At 56.7% G+C, this 16,852-nt stretch carries 15 protein-coding genes; 5 read left to right on the plus strand and 10 right to left on the minus strand.

Features of this window, described 5'->3' with window-relative positions:
* Positions 1 to 7: 7 nt before the first annotated feature.
* The 3 genes from ACR0DX_RS04270 to ACR0DX_RS04280 are packed head-to-tail and all read right to left on the minus strand — an operon-like array spanning position 8 to position 2,864.
* Positions 8 to 628, minus strand: a complete 621-nt coding sequence (locus ACR0DX_RS04270; protein ID WP_170352956.1) for a MarC family protein — start codon at positions 626 to 628, stop codon at positions 8 to 10.
* Positions 625 to 1,017 carry an ACT domain-containing protein gene (locus ACR0DX_RS04275; RefSeq protein WP_170352959.1) on the minus strand — a complete coding sequence of 131 codons (393 nt, stop codon included), beginning with the start codon at positions 1,015 to 1,017 and terminating at the stop codon, positions 625 to 627. The genes ACR0DX_RS04270 and ACR0DX_RS04275 overlap by 4 nt, the downstream gene beginning before the upstream one ends.
* On the minus strand, positions 1,014 to 2,864 hold the full coding sequence (locus ACR0DX_RS04280) for an ABC-F family ATP-binding cassette domain-containing protein (protein WP_170352960.1): 1,851 nt from the start codon (positions 2,862 to 2,864) through the stop codon (positions 1,014 to 1,016). Before ACR0DX_RS04280 ends, ACR0DX_RS04275 begins: the two co-directional genes overlap by 4 nt.
* 104 nt (positions 2,865 to 2,968) lie before the next feature.
* On the opposite strand from ACR0DX_RS04280, the gene ACR0DX_RS04285 reads away from it, so the two are divergent.
* Both ACR0DX_RS04285 and ndk read left to right on the plus strand, forming a co-directional pair.
* Positions 2,969 to 4,171 (plus strand): multidrug effflux MFS transporter, encoded by a 1,203-nt coding sequence (locus ACR0DX_RS04285; RefSeq protein WP_170527357.1) that lies wholly within the window; start codon positions 2,969 to 2,971, stop codon positions 4,169 to 4,171.
* Between the two features lie 102 nt (positions 4,172 to 4,273).
* Positions 4,274 to 4,696 (plus strand): nucleoside-diphosphate kinase, encoded by a 423-nt coding sequence (gene ndk / locus ACR0DX_RS04290; RefSeq protein ID WP_170352964.1) that lies wholly within the window; start codon positions 4,274 to 4,276, stop codon positions 4,694 to 4,696.
* 53 nt (positions 4,697 to 4,749) lie between these two features.
* Here ndk and ACR0DX_RS04295 read toward each other — a convergent pair whose 3' ends face one another.
* Entirely contained in the window at positions 4,750 to 5,097 is a 348-nt protein-coding gene (locus ACR0DX_RS04295; RefSeq protein ID WP_170352966.1) for a TfoX/Sxy family protein, read from the minus strand.
* 140 nt (positions 5,098 to 5,237) lie between these two features.
* Here ACR0DX_RS04295 and ACR0DX_RS04300 point away from each other — a divergent pair, with 140 nt between their 5' ends.
* Genes ACR0DX_RS04300 through ACR0DX_RS04310 form a run of 3 tightly spaced genes read left to right on the plus strand, consistent with a single transcriptional unit; the run spans position 5,238 to position 7,969 of the window.
* A complete protein-coding gene (locus ACR0DX_RS04300) occupies positions 5,238 to 6,746 on the plus strand; it encodes a CHAD domain-containing protein (protein ID WP_170352968.1) in 1,509 nt (502 codons plus the stop codon).
* A 3-nt stretch (positions 6,747 to 6,749) separates the two neighbouring features.
* Positions 6,750 to 7,505 (plus strand): AAA family ATPase, encoded by a 756-nt coding sequence (locus ACR0DX_RS04305; protein WP_170352970.1) that lies wholly within the window; start codon positions 6,750 to 6,752, stop codon positions 7,503 to 7,505.
* Positions 7,502 to 7,969, plus strand: a complete 468-nt coding sequence (locus ACR0DX_RS04310) for a CYTH domain-containing protein (RefSeq protein ID WP_170352972.1) — start codon at positions 7,502 to 7,504, stop codon at positions 7,967 to 7,969. Before ACR0DX_RS04305 ends, ACR0DX_RS04310 begins: the two co-directional genes overlap by 4 nt.
* On the opposite strand, the gene ACR0DX_RS04315 is transcribed toward ACR0DX_RS04310, so the two are convergent.
* The 6 genes from ACR0DX_RS04315 to ACR0DX_RS04340 form a co-directional block, all read right to left on the minus strand.
* Positions 7,950 to 9,260, minus strand: coding sequence for a sensor histidine kinase (locus ACR0DX_RS04315; protein WP_480845276.1), 1,311 nt, complete (start codon positions 9,258 to 9,260; stop codon positions 7,950 to 7,952). The two genes, ACR0DX_RS04310 and ACR0DX_RS04315, sit on opposite strands and share 20 nt — an antisense overlap.
* A 49-nt stretch (positions 9,261 to 9,309) precedes the next feature.
* Complete coding sequence (locus tag ACR0DX_RS04320; RefSeq protein WP_170352976.1) at positions 9,310 to 9,990, minus strand: response regulator transcription factor; 681 nt, start codon at positions 9,988 to 9,990, stop codon at positions 9,310 to 9,312.
* A 182-nt stretch (positions 9,991 to 10,172) separates the two neighbouring features.
* A complete protein-coding gene (locus tag ACR0DX_RS04325; protein ID WP_480845278.1) occupies positions 10,173 to 11,609 on the minus strand; it encodes a Do family serine endopeptidase in 1,437 nt (478 codons plus the stop codon).
* Between the two features lie 758 nt (positions 11,610 to 12,367).
* Positions 12,368 to 12,961 (minus strand): nucleotidyltransferase family protein, encoded by a 594-nt coding sequence (locus ACR0DX_RS04330; protein ID WP_170352980.1) that lies wholly within the window; start codon positions 12,959 to 12,961, stop codon positions 12,368 to 12,370.
* Between the two features lie 31 nt (positions 12,962 to 12,992).
* On the minus strand, positions 12,993 to 15,410 hold the full coding sequence (locus ACR0DX_RS04335; protein ID WP_170352982.1) for a GcvT family protein: 2,418 nt from the start codon (positions 15,408 to 15,410) through the stop codon (positions 12,993 to 12,995).
* Positions 15,411 to 15,501: 91 nt separating this feature from the next.
* On the minus strand, positions 15,502 to 16,791 hold the full coding sequence (locus ACR0DX_RS04340; RefSeq protein ID WP_414478911.1) for an HlyC/CorC family transporter: 1,290 nt from the start codon (positions 16,789 to 16,791) through the stop codon (positions 15,502 to 15,504).
* Between the last annotated feature and the right edge of the window lie 61 nt (positions 16,792 to 16,852).

The raw sequence follows: 16,852 nt of genomic DNA on the forward strand, positions 1-16,852 counted from the left end.
TGGGGGGTCAGGACGCAAAACCAAAGGCTTTGAGACCATCCAATATGAACTGAACAGACAGAGCCGCCAGCAGCATTCCCAACAAACGGGTCAGCACGTTCAAACCGGTTTTGCCCAGAATGCGCGCGATCACGCCACCCGACAGGAAAAAAATGAAAACAACGGCCATGACGGCCAGCATGACGATGCAAGCCTCGACGATACCCAGAACGCCGGGGTGCTGCCCGGCCAGCAGGATGATCGTGGCAATCGAGCCCGGCCCCGCGATCAACGGAATGGCCAACGGGAACACGGACGGGTCGGGGTGTTCCTCTTCCTCAGCCCGGTCCTCACGGCGTTTGGTGCGGCGGTCAAACAGCATGTCCAGCGCGGTCAGGAACAGCAATGCCCCACCAGCGACGCGGAACGCCTCCATCGAGATGCCAACAAAGCCCAGCACCGCCTCGCCAAAGGCCGCAAAGGCGATCAGGATGCAAACAGCGGTCAGGCAACTGCGGATCGCGGTTTTGCGGCGGGTTGCGGCATCCATATCCTGTGTCAGCGCCACGAAGATGGGCGTGGTGCCAAACGGGTCGATCACCACGAACAGGGTGGTGAATGCGGTGACGAAAAAGGCTAGGTCGATCATTCTGTGGCACCGCCCTGAAGTTCTGTCAGGATTGCCACAGCCCTATCGGCCTGATCGCTGGGAACATAAACATGGTCATGGTGATACCCCGCAACCATGTTTGCCGGAATGTCAGCTTGCGCAAGCGCACTTGAGACGGCAGCGGTGAGGCCGACACCTTCAAGCGAGGAATGCACCCGCAGGGTAATGCAGCGCATAGGTACAGTGCCGTTCTGCGCTGCCTCGAATGGAACGATCAGCGAAAGGCCCTCGGCCTCGATACAGCTGGCTCGCGTGCCCCTTGGCCATTCTGCGTCGGGCGGCCAGACAACAAAGGCATATTCACCGGGCTGAAGCGCGGGGCGCATACCAGAGATCATGGCGTTGGTATCGGACACGGGGGATGTCATGACGCTTCGGCTTCCTCCAGACGTTCTGCGGCGGACACCCAAAGGGCTTCGGCTTTTTGCATCGCTTCAACCACCTCAGCGAATTTGCGATTCCAGGTTTCCAGATCGTTGATCCGATCGTCTTCATACAAGGCCGGATCGGCAAGTTTTGCAGACAGCTTTTCATGCATATCCGTCAGCTTCTCAATCCGTTCTTCGCATTTGCGCAGATCGGCGCGAAGGGCCAGCATCGCATCCCGCGAGGGGCGTTTTGGCTTCGCGGCGGCAGGCTTTTCCTTGACCGGCTTGTCGCGGGCCAGCAGCAGGGCACGATAGGCCTCCAAATCGCCCTCGAACGGTTTTACCGACCCGTCCGAGACAAGCCACAGCCGATCCGCAACCAGCGACAGCAGGTGCATGTCGTGGCTGACTAGAACCACCGCGCCGGAATAGGCAGTCAGCGCTTCGACCAGCGCTTCGCGGCTTTCGATGTCCAGGTGGTTGGTCGGCTCGTCCAGGATCAGCATATGCGGCGCGTCGATCGTGGCCAGCAGCAGCGACAGGCGTGCTTTCTGACCGCCCGACAGACGCCCGACCTCTGTATCCGCCTGATCGGCGTTCAGGCCAAACCCGGCCAGACGGGATCGCCATTTGCCCGGTGCCTCATCCGGGCGCAGGCGGCGCAGGTGGTCCAGAGGGGTTTCGTCCACATACAGCTCATCCACCTGATGCTGCGCGAAATAGCCGATGCGCAGCTTGGAACTGCGGGTCATCTTGCCTGCCATCAGGGGCAGGCGGTCGGACAGCAGTTTCGACAGAGTCGATTTGCCCTGACCGTTCTTACCCAGCAGGGCGATGCGGTCATCCTGATCAATGCGCAGGTTCAGACGGCGCAGCACTTCGGTGTCGCCATAGCCTGTGATACCGCCCTCAAGGTGGATGATCGGGGGTGACAGCTCCTCGGGCTCAGGGAAAGAGAACGCGCGCAGGGCGGCCTCTTGCGGGGTCGAAACAAGCTGAATGCGCTCGATCATCTTCAGGCGCGACTGGGCCTGCACCGCCTTAGTCGCCTTGGCGCGGAAGCGATCCACGAAGCTTTGCAGATGGGCGATGCGGGCCTTGGCCTTGGCGTTCTCCGATTCCGCCTGAGCAATGCGTTCGGCGCGGCGTTCGGCGAATTTGTCGTAAGGCACCGCGTAGTAGGTCAGCTTGCGATCTTCCAGATGCAGGATCGACCCCACCGCGCGGTTCAACAGCCCGCGGTCGTGGCTGATGATGATGACCGTGTGCGGGTATTTGGCCAGATAGCTCTCCAGCCACAGAGCGCCTTCGAGGTCCAGATAGTTGGTCGGCTCGTCCAGCAGCAGCAAGTCGGGCTGCGAAAAAAGCACCGCTGCCAGCGCAACCCGCATCCGCCAGCCGCCCGAGAAATCCGAGCAGGGTTTCAGCTGATCCTCATCATCAAACCCCAGGCCCTTCAGGATCGATGCTGCGCGGGCTTCGGCGGACCAGGCGTCGATATCGGCAAGGCGAGTCTGAATCTCGGCAATGCGCGAGGGGTCGGTGGCGCTGTCGGCCTCCTCCATCAGGGAACTACGCTCGGTATCAGCCGCCAGAACGGTGTTGATCAACGAGACATCGGAGGAGGGCACCTCTTGCGCCACACCGCCGATCCGCGCGCGTTTGGGCAGCACGATATTGCCCGATTCCAGCGCCAGTTCCCCTCGGATCAGGCGGAACAGAGTTGTCTTGCCGGTGCCGTTGCGGCCCACAAGCCCAACCTTGTGCCCATCGGGAATGGTTGCACTGGCCCCATCGAACAAAGGGCGGCCTTCGACGGCGTAATTGATGTCTTCGATCCGTAGCATGGGCCGCTCTTAGCAGAGCCGTGATGCCGCCGCCAGCGGCTTGGCATGTTCATCATGCGATCAGTGTGATAGCGCTGACATGTTTGAATGAACTGGAACCCTCGATGAAGCCCGCGCAGACACCACCGTCGATGATCACACTGGTCCTGCTGACCGGGTTGTCAGTGCTGTCACTGAACATGTTCCTGCCGTCTCTGCCCGCCATAGGTGTATCGCTAGAGGCGGACTATGCCTTGGTGAACCTGTCGGTCGCGGGATATCTGGCGCTGTCGGCGGTGCTTCAGCTGATCATGGGACCTTTGTCCGACCGCTTCGGGCGCAGGCCGGTTTTGCTGGTCTGCATGGTTATCTTCGTGGTGGCCTCAATCGGCTGTGCGCTGGCAAATTCGATCTGGGTGTTTCTTGGGTTCCGAATGCTGCAGGGCGCGGTGATCGCGGGGCAGGTGCTGGCCCGCGCCGCGATCCGCGACATGCACCCACCGAATGAGGCTGCTGCCAAACTTGGCTATGTCTCAATGGCCATGGCGCTGGCCCCGATGCTGGGGCCGATGCTGGGCGGTCTGCTCGAGATGCTATTCGGCTGGCGGGCCGCGTTTGTTTTGTATGTTCTGCTCGGCGCGGGCCTCTTGGCGTTGATCTGGGTCGATCTGGGCGAGACCAACACTAACACAACCGCTACTTTCGCCGCGCAGATGAGGCTTTATCCGCAGCTTTTCAACTCACGCCGGTTCTGGGGCTATTCCTTCTGCGCCGCGTTTTCGATTGGCGGGTTCTACGCCTTCATCACTGGCGCGCCCTTAGTTGCGGCGACGTGGTTCGACCTGAACCCCGCGCTGCTGGGATTGGGGATTGGGATCATCACGCTGGGGTTCATGGCGGGCAGCTACCTGACCGGGCGTCTAGCGGCGCGGATCCGGTTGAATTCCATGATTTTGACGGGGCGGGTGATAGCCTCGGTCGGGCCATTGATGGGTTTCGTGGTTTTCGCGGCCGAAGGCGGCAGCGTCTGGACCTTTTTCGGCTCGGCTATTCTAGTGGGGTTCGGCAACGGGTTGACTGTGGCCAATGCGACTGCCGGGCTGATGTCGGTGCGTCCGCAACTGGCAGGCAGCGCGGCGGGATTGTCGGGCGCGATGACCGTGGCGTTGGGAGCCGTGCTGACCATGGCCACTGGGGCCTTGGTTACTGCCGAGAACGGTCCTTATCTCGTTCTCGGCATGATGTGTCTCAGCAGTTTCGCCGGGCTTCTGTCGATCCTCTATGTTCGCCGGGTCGACCAGTTTAACCCATTGCCGGACACGATCTGAGTGCAGCGCCATATAACACTTTTCTTGGGCCACATACCGTGCTAGGCGGCGCGCGATGGATTTCGGCGCACACCACGCGCCACATTGTAAGGAGAGGCCGACATGGCACTGGAACGCACATTCTCGATCATCAAACCCGATGCAACCCGCCGCAACCTGACTGGCAAGATCAACGCCAAGTTTGAAGACGCAGGCCTGCGCATCGTTGCGCAAAAGCGCATCCACATGACCAAAGAGCAAGCTGGCAAGTTCTACGAAGTTCACGCCGAGCGTCCGTTCTATGACGAGCTGTGCGAGTTCATGTCGTCGGCTCCGGTCGTTGTTCAGGTTCTGGAAGGCGAAGGCGCCATTGCCAAGAACCGCGAAGTCATGGGCGCAACCAACCCTGCAGACGCAGCGGCCGGCACCATCCGTGCCGAGTTTGCTGAATCTGTTGGCGAAAACTCGGTCCACGGTTCCGACGCACCTGAGACCGCAGCGGTAGAAATCGCCTATTTCTTCTCGGGCATTGAACTGGTCGGCTAATCTTTAGCCACAGTAGAATTCAGGGCCGCTCCCGTCACCGGGGGCGGTCCTTTTCATTCGGGTTTGAGGTCCGCAGCCGAGACCCGCACGCCGATCGCATCCAGATCAGCGATGATCTGCATCTCAGGCGCGGTATTGACCCCGGCCTTGATCGCATCGAACCGTTCGCGCAGCGCCTTTTTTTCATCCCCCTTGCAATCGTTCCATGGACGCCCCTGTAGCCCCATCACCAGCACGTAATAGCCGATGAAATGTGGGCGCGAGCCACTGCGCAGCAGGCGGGTATACGCAGCATCCGCACCCAGATCGCGCAACTGCTGTGCCGAATGGATGCCGGCGCGGGCACAGGCCTGTTCGAATGCAGGGCCAAGGTTTCGGATCGAGGAAACAGGATCAGACATAGTCACGTCTTAGCCCGATGCGTCGGCTCTGTCATCGGCAAGTTCGCCAAGCCCTGTGCAGGCGTGAGAAAGGGTTGATTTCGGGGCGGAATCGCCATCTCCTGACAGCGTCTTGTCTCATCGGGCAGGGGTTGTTTGCGATGACGGATACTGACGCTGTTTTCATTTTGGCAGGCGGCTTCGACGCGCGGCGTATTTCGTCACGCCTAAAAGGGTATGTTTTATCGGTCGAAAAAGGGCTTTCGCACCAGCCTTTTCATGTCTTGGATTGTCACGACCAGTCAATCCGAGCCACGGGTCGCGTACTTTTCCAGATATCCGATGAACTGAAATTGGTCGGCGACGGTATGGTCTTGACGCAGAAAGGTCGGGCAGAAGGCTGTTTTCTAAGCGATCTTACTGCTGGCCCCGTTCGCGACGCACTGGGTGATTTTCCGAAACTGCGAGCGTTTATGCGCATCGGATCAGGTGTGATGTCGACCCAAGATTTATCTGTCTTAGACGACCTGCAAAAAACGCAGGTGCGGGGGGTGTTGACAACGTTGACGTCGGAGCGCGGCCAAGCCTGTATTCTGACATTTGGGTGCATGAAAGGCTATGATCGAACATTTCAATTATTGCGTAATAACATAGATTTGGACGTGAATGTTGGACTGCAATCTCTGTATGTTACCCTCTTTCCAGACGTTGTTCCTTACCGGGCAAAGCCAGAAATAAGACTGGGAAAAACCGAGCCTTCGGTCGAGGTGGCGACTGACCTGATCCATACCTTCCTGACCGTCGCGCGGCAGAATGAGGCGGGGTTGCTTGCGGACATCGACACCGAGTTTCTTCACGACTACCGCGTGTCCCTGCGGCGCGTGCGGTCAGTTCTCAGCCTGTTTAAAGGCGTGTTTTCCGAGCGGCAAACCATCAAGTTGAAACGAACGTTTTCTGATCTTATGGCGCCAACCGGGCGAGTGCGGGATCTGGATGTCTATCTGCTAGAGAAGAATAATTATTTCAAATTGTTACCGCCAAGTCTTCATGATGGTGCGGGTATCATGTTTACATTGCTCGAAGACGAGAGAAAGCAGGTACAGGCCGCGTTGTGTAGGCGTTTGCGATCAGCGAAATACAATAAACAGGTCAGCGCGACTTTGAAGCTGTTTTCAGATGCATCCAACTTTGAGCCCGGCCCCAACGCGCAGCTCGGCGCTTACGATTACGCCTGTGCGTTGATTTGGAAGCGTTATCGTAAAGTCTGTAAACGCGCGCGCATGATCACTCGGGAAACACCAGATGCTTTGGTTCATGATCTTAGGATTGACTGCAAAAAGTTACGCTACCTGATGGAGTTTTTTGGCCCACTCTTTGACCAAAGTACTTTCAAAAAAATCCTCAAGCCTCTGAAAAAATTGCAAGATAACCTTGGGTTTTTCAATGACGCCGCGGTTCAGCAAGAGGCGTTAATTGACTTTATCCAGCAGCGGACAAACACCCAGCACCGAGCGGATGCGCAATTGGCGATGGCAGTCGGAGGTCTTATTGCGGTCTTGGACCAACGGCAAAAAGTCGAGCGCGCGCATGTGATTGCTAACTTCCAGAACTTCGATAGCCCACAAGTCAGAAACATGTTTCGCAGCCTGTTTCACCAAAAGGAGGATTAGGGCGTGAAAATCATTGCCTGTTACAGCAATAAGGGCGGGGTTGGTAAGACCGCGACGTCAGTTAACCTAGCTTACGCTTTTGCCAAGGACGGGAGCACTGTTCTTTTGTGTGATCTTGATCCGCAGGGGGCATCCAGCTTTTATCTGCGCGTCAAACCGTCCAAAAAACTGACTGAGGCCACGTTCTTCGAAGACGTTGAGAGGTTTACAAAATCCATCCGTGCCAGCGACTTCGACGGGCTTGATGTTCTGCCTGCCAACATGACTTTTAGGGACTTCGACGTGTTTCTGTCGCGTATGCGCAACAAGCGCTCGCGGTTGAAAAAGGCCTTGGTTGGTGCAGGGAGCGACTACGACGTAATCATACTGGATTGCCCACCGAACTTTTCGACCCTGTCCGAGAACATTTTCAAGGCAGCGGATCAGATCGTCGTGCCCGTTATACCCACTACTTTGTCTGAACGAACTTTCGATCAGTTGGTTGGCTTCTTTGAGCAAAAGAAGTTGCCCAGAAAGAAGATAAAGGCTTTCTTTTCGATGGTTCAGCAACGCAAGTCCTTGCACCAAGAAACGATGGAAAGCATGCGCAAACAGTATCGTAAAAGGTTTTTGCAGACCGTAATTCCGTTTGCCGCAGATATTGAACGCATGGGCCAGAACCGCGCACCGATCAGTATCTACGCTCCGCGTAGTCAAGCCTGTGCAGCTTATCAGGCATTGTTCGATGAACTGGAAGATGTATTGGTTTCAAAAAGATGAGCGCCGAGATTGAACGTAAATTCCTGGTGGCGGAACTGCCCGATCTGAGCAGGGCTGAAAGGGCAGTGGTGCGTCAGGGTTATTTGACTGCACCTGATGATTCCACCGAGCTGCGCCTGCGGCAAAAAGGCGACCGCTACTACTTGACGTTAAAGGGCGCCGGGTCATTGGTACGGATCGAACGTGAGGCAGAGATATCGGCAGAGCAATTTGAGACCTTCTGGCCTGAAACTGACGGACGTCGGGTCGAAAAAGAGCGGTACACGGGCCGCATGGAAGATGGTCGGGTGTTCGAGTTGGATATCTTCTTCGGCGATCTCGCCCCGTTGCGCCTGGTCGAGGTGGAATTCCTTTCTGAACCCGAGGCGCTAGCCTATGCGCCTCCGGACTGGTTTGGCGCGGATGTCACGGAAGATAAACGCTACAAGAACAAAATAATGGCGATTAATGGCGTGCCAGTTTGATTGTCGCCTCAAGGCCGGGGTTGCAATTACGCGCAGTGAAGGCACCGCCATGCATATGTGAAATCGCGGCGACAAGGGCCAATCCAAGCCCTGAGTTACGCTCGGTACGGGCAGGATCCAGCGTGACAAATGGCACCTGCAAGCGCGGCAGATCTTCTGGTGGAACTCCGGGGCCGTGGTCACGAACGCTAAGGATGGCGTTAGGGCCATCTTCGCTGACTGTTACAGTTATCGCTGTGTGTTCAGGAGCATATCGCAGGGCGTTCTCGAGCAAGTTGGACAACGCCTGAGACAACAGTGGACGGTGACCCTGTATCGGAGCGACCGACCCCACAACTTCAAGATTTAACCCCTGATCAGCGGCGACCGGTTCATAGAGTTCCACAACATCTCCGACAAGCTGCTGCAGATCGACGGTTTCGAACTGTTCACGACCGACACCGGCTTCGGCGCGTGAAATCTCGGTCAATTGACCCAGCACACGCAAAACATGGTCGATTTCAACGGATGCACGGGCGACATCGATTTCTCTTTCGTGATCCGTTTTGGCGGGGTCTGACAACGCCTCGACCCTTTGTTTGAGACGCGACAGAGGGGAGCGGAGGTCATGAGCAATGGAATTCGAAGTCGTGCGCAGATTGCTAATCAATTCCTCGATGCGGTCCAGCATCGTGTTCAGTGTTCCAGCCACCTGATCAAACTCGTCTCCGGTCCCGCGCATTGGCATTCTGCGGGACAAGTCCCCAGAGACTATGTTTTCCGCGGTGCTGGCAATGTCGGACAGGCGCGAAAAGACCAACCTGGTAAACAACCATCCGGTCAAAACACTCAGCGCCAGGGCAATTCCCAGCGCTATTCCAACCGAACGTAACAAAACCCGGTCAAATTGTTGCCGCGCCAACGCGTCTCGACCGACCAAGAGTCGTTCTCCACCAGGTAGGCGGATCGAAGCCGCCGAAATCGGTACCAACTGGTCATTGTCTGCCCGGTGGAGCTCAAGTTCGACCCAACCGCTGCCCGCGGTGATATCGGCTGGCCACTGTTTCAGGTTACCAGCAAGTTTCGCGCCAAATCGGTCAGTTAGCAGGTAAAGCGCATCTCGTTCTGAGGCCGAGGGCAGGCGGCGCTCAATGGCTGTTAATAATCCTATCAATCCCCGACGCTCGTACTCATCCGCCAAGCCAGTCAATTCTGCAGACACAACCGACCGCGTTTCGCCCTCGATGCTGCGATTTGCTGTTACATAGACCAGCGCAAGCACCGTCGCTGTCAGCAATGTGCTGAGGGCCATACTGGCCAAGACAAGGCGCGTCCTAGAATTGTTGAACGAAAGCCGTATGTTATCCATCAGATATCATGTAACCCGCACCGCGGACGGTTTCAATCAATGGTGTCCGACCGTCCTCATCCAACTGCCTCCGCAGTTTTGAGATATGGACGTCCACAACATTGGTGTTCGGGTCGAAATGATAATCCCACACACCTTCTAGCAACATGGTGCGGGACACCACCCTGTTCTTGCGTCGCAGGAAGTATTCGAGGATCTGAAATTCGCGCGGTGTCAGCGTGATCTCGTGTCCTTCGCGCGTTACTTTGCGGGTCAGCAGATCCATTTCGAGATCGCGACAGGTCAGTGTCGCACTTTCCTCAGATTCCTGTGGTCGCCTTAAAAGTGCTTCAATACGGGCGTGTAACTCTTGGAACGAAAAAGGTTTTACCAGATAGTCATCTGCGCCCGACCGCAGCCCTTTGACCCGCTCATCCACGGCGCTCATTGCGGTGAGCATCAACACCGGGGTCTTCATTCCGGCAGCCCGAAGGGAACGGATCAGAGATAATCCGTCCAGCCCCGGCAGCATTCTGTCCAGCACGATGGCATCGAACCCGCCATCGGTGGCATGGTACAGGCCCTCGCGGCCATCTGCGGCCTGTTCGACCACATAGCCTTCCTCGCCAAAGCCTTTGGCGATGAACTCGCGGGTGTCTGCGTCATCTTCGACGATCAACAGGCGACGGCTCATGATGCGAACTCCTTTCACTTTGAATTTAACCACAGAATGTCGGGTCACGCACTGTGTTTGGAGAAAAACGTGCCGGGTGCGTCGTTGCGCACCCGGCAGTCCCGGCGGAGAGCGGACAAATCAACCCGCCGGGGAGGCGCACGCCAGATATTCCCCATCACGTGGCGCGCGCGGGTGTCAGATCAGGCGATTTCCACCGCAACAAAGATCTGGTTGCCTGCTCGGTTGATCAGAACCAACGCAGGGCCGGTTTTTTCGCTGTCCAGTGCAGCCTTCAACGCATCCGGTGTGGTTGTGTTCTGACTGCCCAGTTTTACGATCACGTCGCCACGTTGCAGTCCGGCTTTGGCGGCTGGACTACCGGCTTCAAGCGCGGTGACCACAACACCGCTGACGTTTTCGCTTAATCCCATCTCGGTGCGGTTGGCATCGGTCAGTGGGGCAACCGTCACACCCAGAGCGGTGCCTTCGATCGCATCGTCTACAGACGTGTCGATATCGGCCGAGGCGCTTTGATACTGGCCGACGGTCAGCTCAAGCTGCTGTTCCTTGCCGTCACGCAGAACGGTTAGAGTGCTGTCGGTACCAACTTTGGTCGTTCCGACAAGAATTGGCAGGTCGCTGCTGGATTCGACGGGTTCGTCGTTGAACGTCACAATAACGTCGCCCTGCTTGAGGATACCCTCTGACGGGCTGCCCTCAACGACGTCAGACACCAGCGCGCCGGTTGAAGCATCGATACTCATCGCGGCGGCGATTTCGGGGCTGACATTCTGGATCGAAACACCCAACCAGCCTCGGCTAACCTGACCGTCATCGCGCAGATCAGAGGCGATGTGGTCCACGATGTTGGACGTTACTGCAAAGCCCAAGCCCACCGATCCTCCGGTTGGCGAGTAAATGGCCGAGTTCACCCCAATGACCTCTCCATCCATGTTGAACAAAGGTCCACCCGAGTTACCCTTGTTGATCGCGGCATCCGTCTGGATGAATTCGGCGTATGGCCCCTGCGAGATGTTGCGACCCTTGGCCGAAACGATCCCCGTAGTCACGGTCGAGTTGAGCCCAAACGGGTTTCCGATGGCGACAACATCTTCGCCCACACGGATAATATCGCTGTCGCCCAGTTCGACGGCTTGCAGGTCCTCACCAGCGTCGATTTTGAGCACGGCGATATCCGTCAAAGGGTCGGTCCCGATGACTTCGGCCTCGAACGTGCGGTCGTCGCTTAGACGGACGGTCACAGACTCGGCATTGTCGACGACATGGTGGTTGGTGATAATGTAGCCTGCCTCATCAAGTACAAATCCCGATCCCAGACCCTGTGCCGGACCGCGTTGCGGAGCATCGAAGCCTTCAGGCGCGCCGAAACGTTTGAAAAATTCACCGAACGGATGTCCTTCAAAATCAAAGTTCTGTCCCTGGGTCGGGATCTGGCGCGCTTTCTGTTCCGCGACAATGGTCACGACTGACGGCGATACGCTTTCGACCAGATCCGCCAGCGCTTCGTCTGCTTTGGAGGGCAGGGCGGTCGTCGCAAGAAGCGCGGCGCTTAAGGCGCTGACGCCAACCCAACTGGTTGTGCGCGGCATGAGAAGAGAAGATTTTCGGATGCTCATTTTGGTCTCCTGTTTATATCACGCGGATGCGGTCGCGCGTTAAGACAGCAGATGCGGCACCAGTCTGATCATTTCCTTTAACAAAGGTTAAGAAATCTTAATTTTGCCACAAATCGGATGTCTTATTCGCCGATCTGAATGGATGGAAGGTGCAAAACGGGACGAATCAAACCAGCGAATCTTCCAAATTGTTTCCCAATGAGGGGCCAGAAAGAGAAAAGTGAAGAATTGAGACAAATTCGATAACAAATGATGCAAGGGGGTTTTTACATCCCCTAAGATCGCCTTTAGGTTGTGGGTTGTTCTCGTGAAGAGACCACTTAAACGCAAACAACCATGAACAACATAAATCAATTTTCATATAGATCTGATCATATTCGAATTTCCCTGCATTCATCGGGGGTTAATAAACATCTTTAGGTAGATTGCCGATTTCAGAGATGTTGCGGAAAAACCATTCTGATATGTCGAAAATTAACCGAAATTCCTGTTTTAGCGTTGTTTGCGCGGGGCGGATCGGTGACGATAGGCATGCCCAAGCGAGGGGAAGCTGATGGCACTAGGGGGTGCCAAAAGCTCGTCACTGTTACCAGAAGCGCTCAGCGGCATGTTAACGAGGGGGTCTTGTTTAGGTTCGGCAGCGGAATAGCCAAGGTGCTACAGGCATTTCTGGCTGCGCTTATGGAACGTGTGAAACGTGGTAGTCCCGCTTTGGGTACCGGCCCGGTCTGGAAAGACCGGGCCGTGTTACTTTTGACTTAACGTTGATTGCGCCATCTAGCCCAATCCTCGGGTGTGTCCAAATCCAGTAGCGCATGTTCGCCGGGCAGGGGCAGCAAGAAAACCTTGTCCAAATGGGCACGCACAACGGATTGGGCTCCTTCATCACCGGACAGGGTGTTAAGCTCGGAAAACAGACTTTGGTCAAAAACCACCGGATGACCGGGCTTACCCGAGGCTGTGGCTCCACGCCAAATCAGGTGGTCAGGGTGATCGATCACGGCGGACAAGACTGCGGTTATGTCCTGCGCCGTGATCTCGGGCAAATCGGCCAATAAAACCATGACCGCCGGGACATCGTTTGGGATTTGAGCCAATGCACGGCGTAAACTGGCATTCATCCCTTCCGCGGCATCGACAACCTCGACCCTGTGCAGGTCCAGCCCGTCCAATGCGGCATACCGATCATGTGGCCTTGGGGGCAGCGCGACGAAAACCTTTCCGACATCCATTGCAGTTAGCGCAGATCGGCGTATCAGGGTCATGCCGTCCACCTGTTGTAGCAATTTGTCCTGTCCACGCATGCGCTTGGACTGACCGGCAGCCAGCAAGATAATTGGTATTTTTTTCATGTGCCTAGAATGACGTTCTGGCTGGCTGATGTCATCCCCGCATTCGGGTTCCGTCACCATCAAACAAAGGCGTCGACACCATCCGGGCCTTACGCATTTGACCAAGAATTTCGATCTCGACCTCTGTTCCCTCCGCGATGTGTTCAACAGGAAGGAAACCCAAAGCAACCGATTGTTGCGCATGGTGGGAATACCCACCCGAGGTGCAGAAGCCCACAACCTCACCCTGTAGCCAAATCGGTTCATAAGCATTCACGTCGGCGTCTTCGGCATCAACGATGAAGGAAACCAACCTGCGCGCAGGTTTTTCCGAGCGCTTTAGTTCTGCGGCGGCACGTCCGATGAAGTCATCAGGTTTCGAGAATGAAATGAACCGATCCAACCCGGTTTCACCTGGGGTGTAGTCGGGCGAATATTCCCGCATCCATGACCCAAAGAACTTGTCCAGACGCAGGCTCATCATGGCCCGCATACCGAAAGGGGTCATGCCGAGCGGCTCTCCGGCTTGCCAGAGCGTCCACCAAAGCTGCCGCTGCGCCATCGGATCGCAGTAGATCTCGTAACCCAGATCTCCGGTGTAGCTTACACGTTGCACGATACAGTCAGTCATACCGAAGGTCATTCGGCGGACATCCATGAAACGCAGGTCCGAAAGGTCGTCTCGGGTACACGCCGCTAGAACTTCCGTGGCCTTGGGGCCAGCAATCTGAAACCCGTTCAGGCGATCGCTGATGTTTTCGATGTGAACATCGCCTTCCTGATGCTGCAGGAACCACCGCATATGAAATGCTTGCGCGCCATAGGATGCGGTCAGGCGGAACTCGGTCTCATCCAGGCAAGATACGGTGAAATCCCCGATCAGCTTGCCTTTGGGTGACAGCATCGGCGTCAGTGACAGGCGACCAGGCTGCGGGATACGCCCGGCCATGATCCGATTAAGCCATGTTCGCGCATCAGGGCCGGTGATACGGTATTTGCCGAAGTTGTGGACCTCGTTGATACCCACTGCATTGCGCACCGCATGCACCTCGCGTCCAGTGGCCGCAAATGCGTCAGACCGGCGGAATGAAGGTGTTTCGTATTCGGGCTCACCATGCTGGGCGAAATAGTTTGGAACCTCCAGCCCGTATTGCTGACCCCAGACCGCACCCAAATCGGTGAAGATGTCATACATCGGCGTGGTTCGATTTGGGCGCGCGGCGGGCAGTTCCTCGTTCGGGTAGGAAACGCTAAAGCGTTTCTGATAGTTCTCGATCACCTTGGGGCGAGTATAGCCGGGGCTGATCCAGTCGCCGAACCGGGCCACGTCCATGGCAAAGACATCGCGCTCGGGTTCGCCTTCGATCATCCATTGCGCCAGCGTCAGACCCACGCCACCGCCCTGGCTGAAGCCCGCCATTACACCACAGGCAGACCAGTAGTTGCGCAACCCGGGGACGGGGCCGACCAGAGGGTTCCCGTCCGGCGCAAAGGTGAAAGGCCCGTGGATTACCGACTTCACCCCGGCTTCGGCTAGGACCGGGAAGCGGCGATATGCGAATTCGATACTATCGGTAATCTTGTCATAGTCGTCGGGCAGTAATTCATGCCCGAACTCCCAAGGCGTCCCATTCACGGCCCAAGGCTTGCAGGGTTGTTCATAAAACCCGATGCAAAGCCCGCGCCCTTCCTGCCGCAAATAGCTTTCTCCGGCTGGGTCCATCACATGCGGATGCTCTCCGCCCGCATCAATGATGGCTTCTATCTGAGGGATCGTGTCGGTGACCAGATACTGATGCTCCATCGGGTGCAGCGGGAAATAGACGCCCGCCATCGCCCCGACCTCGCGCGCCCATAAGCCGCCTGCATTCACCACGTGCTCCGCGTGAATGATGCCCTTGTCGGTGACCACATCCCAAGTGCCATCCCGCCGTTGCAGGGTTTCGTGCACCATGCAATGGGTTTCAATCGTGGCCCCACCCAAGCGCGCAGCCTTGGCATAGGCATGAGTCGTGCCGGATGGGTCCAGATGCCCGTCCAGGGGATCATAAAGCGCGCCTATGATGCCGTCCGTATTGGTAATTGGCGCAATTTTCCTGATTTCATCCGGTCCGACGATCTCGGTTTCCAGCCCCATGAAGCGGTGCTTGGCGCGTTCGGCCAACAACATGTCGAACCGATCCTGATTGTCCGCCAAAGTGATCCCGCCAACATGGTGCAGGCCACAGGACATGCCGGTAATCTCTTCCAGTTCTTTGTACAGGCGGATCGTATAGCCCTGCAGCGCGGCCATATTGGTGTCGCCGTTCAGCGTGTGAAACCCGCCCGCCGCGTGCCACGTGGACCCGCTGGTAAGTTCCGAGCGCTCCAATAGCATGACGTCGGACCAACCCAGCTTGGTCAGGTGATAAAGGACTGAACAGCCGACGACGCCGCCGCCGATAACTGCCACTTGCGTTGTCGTCTTCACGTCCTCGCCTCCATCCGCATTTACCCGAACCTGCAAGGGCGGGTGCGGGTTTACTGTTCCGTTCCCGACACGAGGTGTCGCGGATTGTTCGTTACAACGGTCGGATTTTGAGCTCGGTGATCCGATTACCCTCGCGTGCGGTGACCTCGAAACGGAAGCCGTGGAAGGAAAAGACCTGACCTACGATGGGGATCATCTGCGCCTCGTGAATGACAAGACCCGCGACGGTGTTTGCCTCTTCGTCTGGCAGGGACCATTCCATGGCCCGGTTCACGTCACGGATCGTCATCGCGCCTTCAACCAGATATTGACCATCATCTGTGCGTGTGACGGGGACATCTTCTTCCAGATCAAACTCGTCCGCGATCTCACCAACGATCTCTTCCAGAATATCCTCGAGCGTGATCAATCCGCGCAGCGAACCATACTCATCCACGACCAGCGCAAAATGGCTGTGCATCCGCAGGAATTCTCGCATCTGATCGTCAAGAGTGGTGGTTTCAGGCACGAAATACGGATCGTTGGCCACCTTCGAGATATCGAAACTCTCCAACTGGTTCGGCTGACTTTCGCGATCCCCGGCGTGGGCATACATGGCACGAAACAGGTCCTTGGCGTGGACGACGCCTACGATGTTCTCGGGTTCGTCCCGAAAGACGGGCAGGCGGGTGTGAGGACTTTTCAGACATTGTTGAAGGATCGCCTCGGGCGCGTCGTCTGCGTCAATCATCTCGATGTTCGAGCGGTGCAGCATGATCTCTTCAACTGCGCGGTCACCCAGATCGAGCGCGCCAAGAATTCGGTCGCGGTCTTCCTTTTCGACCACACCTTCCGAGTGTCCCAGTTGCAATGCACCGGCGATCTCTTCCCGGACAGCCAGAATGTTGCTGTCGGGATCGATCCGAACGCCGAAGAGGCGCAAAACGCCGCGCACCAACAGACGTACTGCTGCCACAACAGGCGAGAATACGGTGACAACGACACTGATAATGGGTGCCACCAAAGATGCCGCTTTTTCCGCGTTTGTGATGGCATAGGTTTTTGGCAGCACCTCGGCAAAAATCAGCACCAGAAGGGTCATCACCAGCGTCGCCAAAGCCACGCCACTTTCCCCGAACAGTTTGGTGAACAAAGCAGTCGCCAAAGATGCCGCCAGGATGTTGACCAGGTTGTTGCCAAGCAGGACCGAGCCGATGAGACGTTCGTTGTCGTCGGTGATATCCAGCGCCTTTTGTGCGCCGCGAGACCCTTTGTCGGCCTGCGCCCGCAACTTACCGCGCGATGAGGCAGTCAATGCTGTTTCAGAACCCGAGAAAAAGCCCGACAGGACAAGCAAAAGCAGAATAGCGCTTGTGGTAAACCAGAATGCGCCGTCGATCATAGAGGGTGAGGGTTCCATTGGTCCTTGTAGGTTGGTGTTGCTTCATTCGTTATGGGGGCGC

Source organism: Ruegeria sp. D3, from assembly GCF_056534465.1.

Coding starts and splice junctions, on each gene's coding strand:
- ACR0DX_RS04270 (WP_170352956.1), bottom strand. CDS start 628: ATGATCGACCTAGCCTTTTTCGTCACCGCATTCACCACCCTGTTCGTG.
- ACR0DX_RS04275 (WP_170352959.1), bottom strand. CDS start 1,017: ATGACATCCCCCGTGTCCGATACCAACGCCATGATCTCTGGTATGCGC.
- ACR0DX_RS04280 (WP_170352960.1), bottom strand. CDS start 2,864: ATGCTACGGATCGAAGACATCAATTACGCCGTCGAAGGCCGCCCTTTG.
- ACR0DX_RS04285 (WP_170527357.1), top strand. CDS start 2,969: ATGAAGCCCGCGCAGACACCACCGTCGATGATCACACTGGTCCTGCTG.
- ndk (WP_170352964.1), top strand. CDS start 4,274: ATGGCACTGGAACGCACATTCTCGATCATCAAACCCGATGCAACCCGC.
- ACR0DX_RS04295 (WP_170352966.1), bottom strand. CDS start 5,097: ATGTCTGATCCTGTTTCCTCGATCCGAAACCTTGGCCCTGCATTCGAA.
- ACR0DX_RS04300 (WP_170352968.1), top strand. CDS start 5,238: ATGACGGATACTGACGCTGTTTTCATTTTGGCAGGCGGCTTCGACGCG.
- ACR0DX_RS04310 (WP_170352972.1), top strand. CDS start 7,502: ATGAGCGCCGAGATTGAACGTAAATTCCTGGTGGCGGAACTGCCCGAT.
- ACR0DX_RS04315 (WP_480845276.1), bottom strand. CDS start 9,260: ATGGCCCTCAGCACATTGCTGACAGCGACGGTGCTTGCGCTGGTCTAT.
- ACR0DX_RS04320 (WP_170352976.1), bottom strand. CDS start 9,990: ATGAGCCGTCGCCTGTTGATCGTCGAAGATGACGCAGACACCCGCGAG.
- ACR0DX_RS04325 (WP_480845278.1), bottom strand. CDS start 11,609: ATGAGCATCCGAAAATCTTCTCTTCTCATGCCGCGCACAACCAGTTGG.
- ACR0DX_RS04330 (WP_170352980.1), bottom strand. CDS start 12,961: ATGAAAAAAATACCAATTATCTTGCTGGCTGCCGGTCAGTCCAAGCGC.
- ACR0DX_RS04340 (WP_414478911.1), bottom strand. CDS start 16,791: ATGATCGACGGCGCATTCTGGTTTACCACAAGCGCTATTCTGCTTTTG.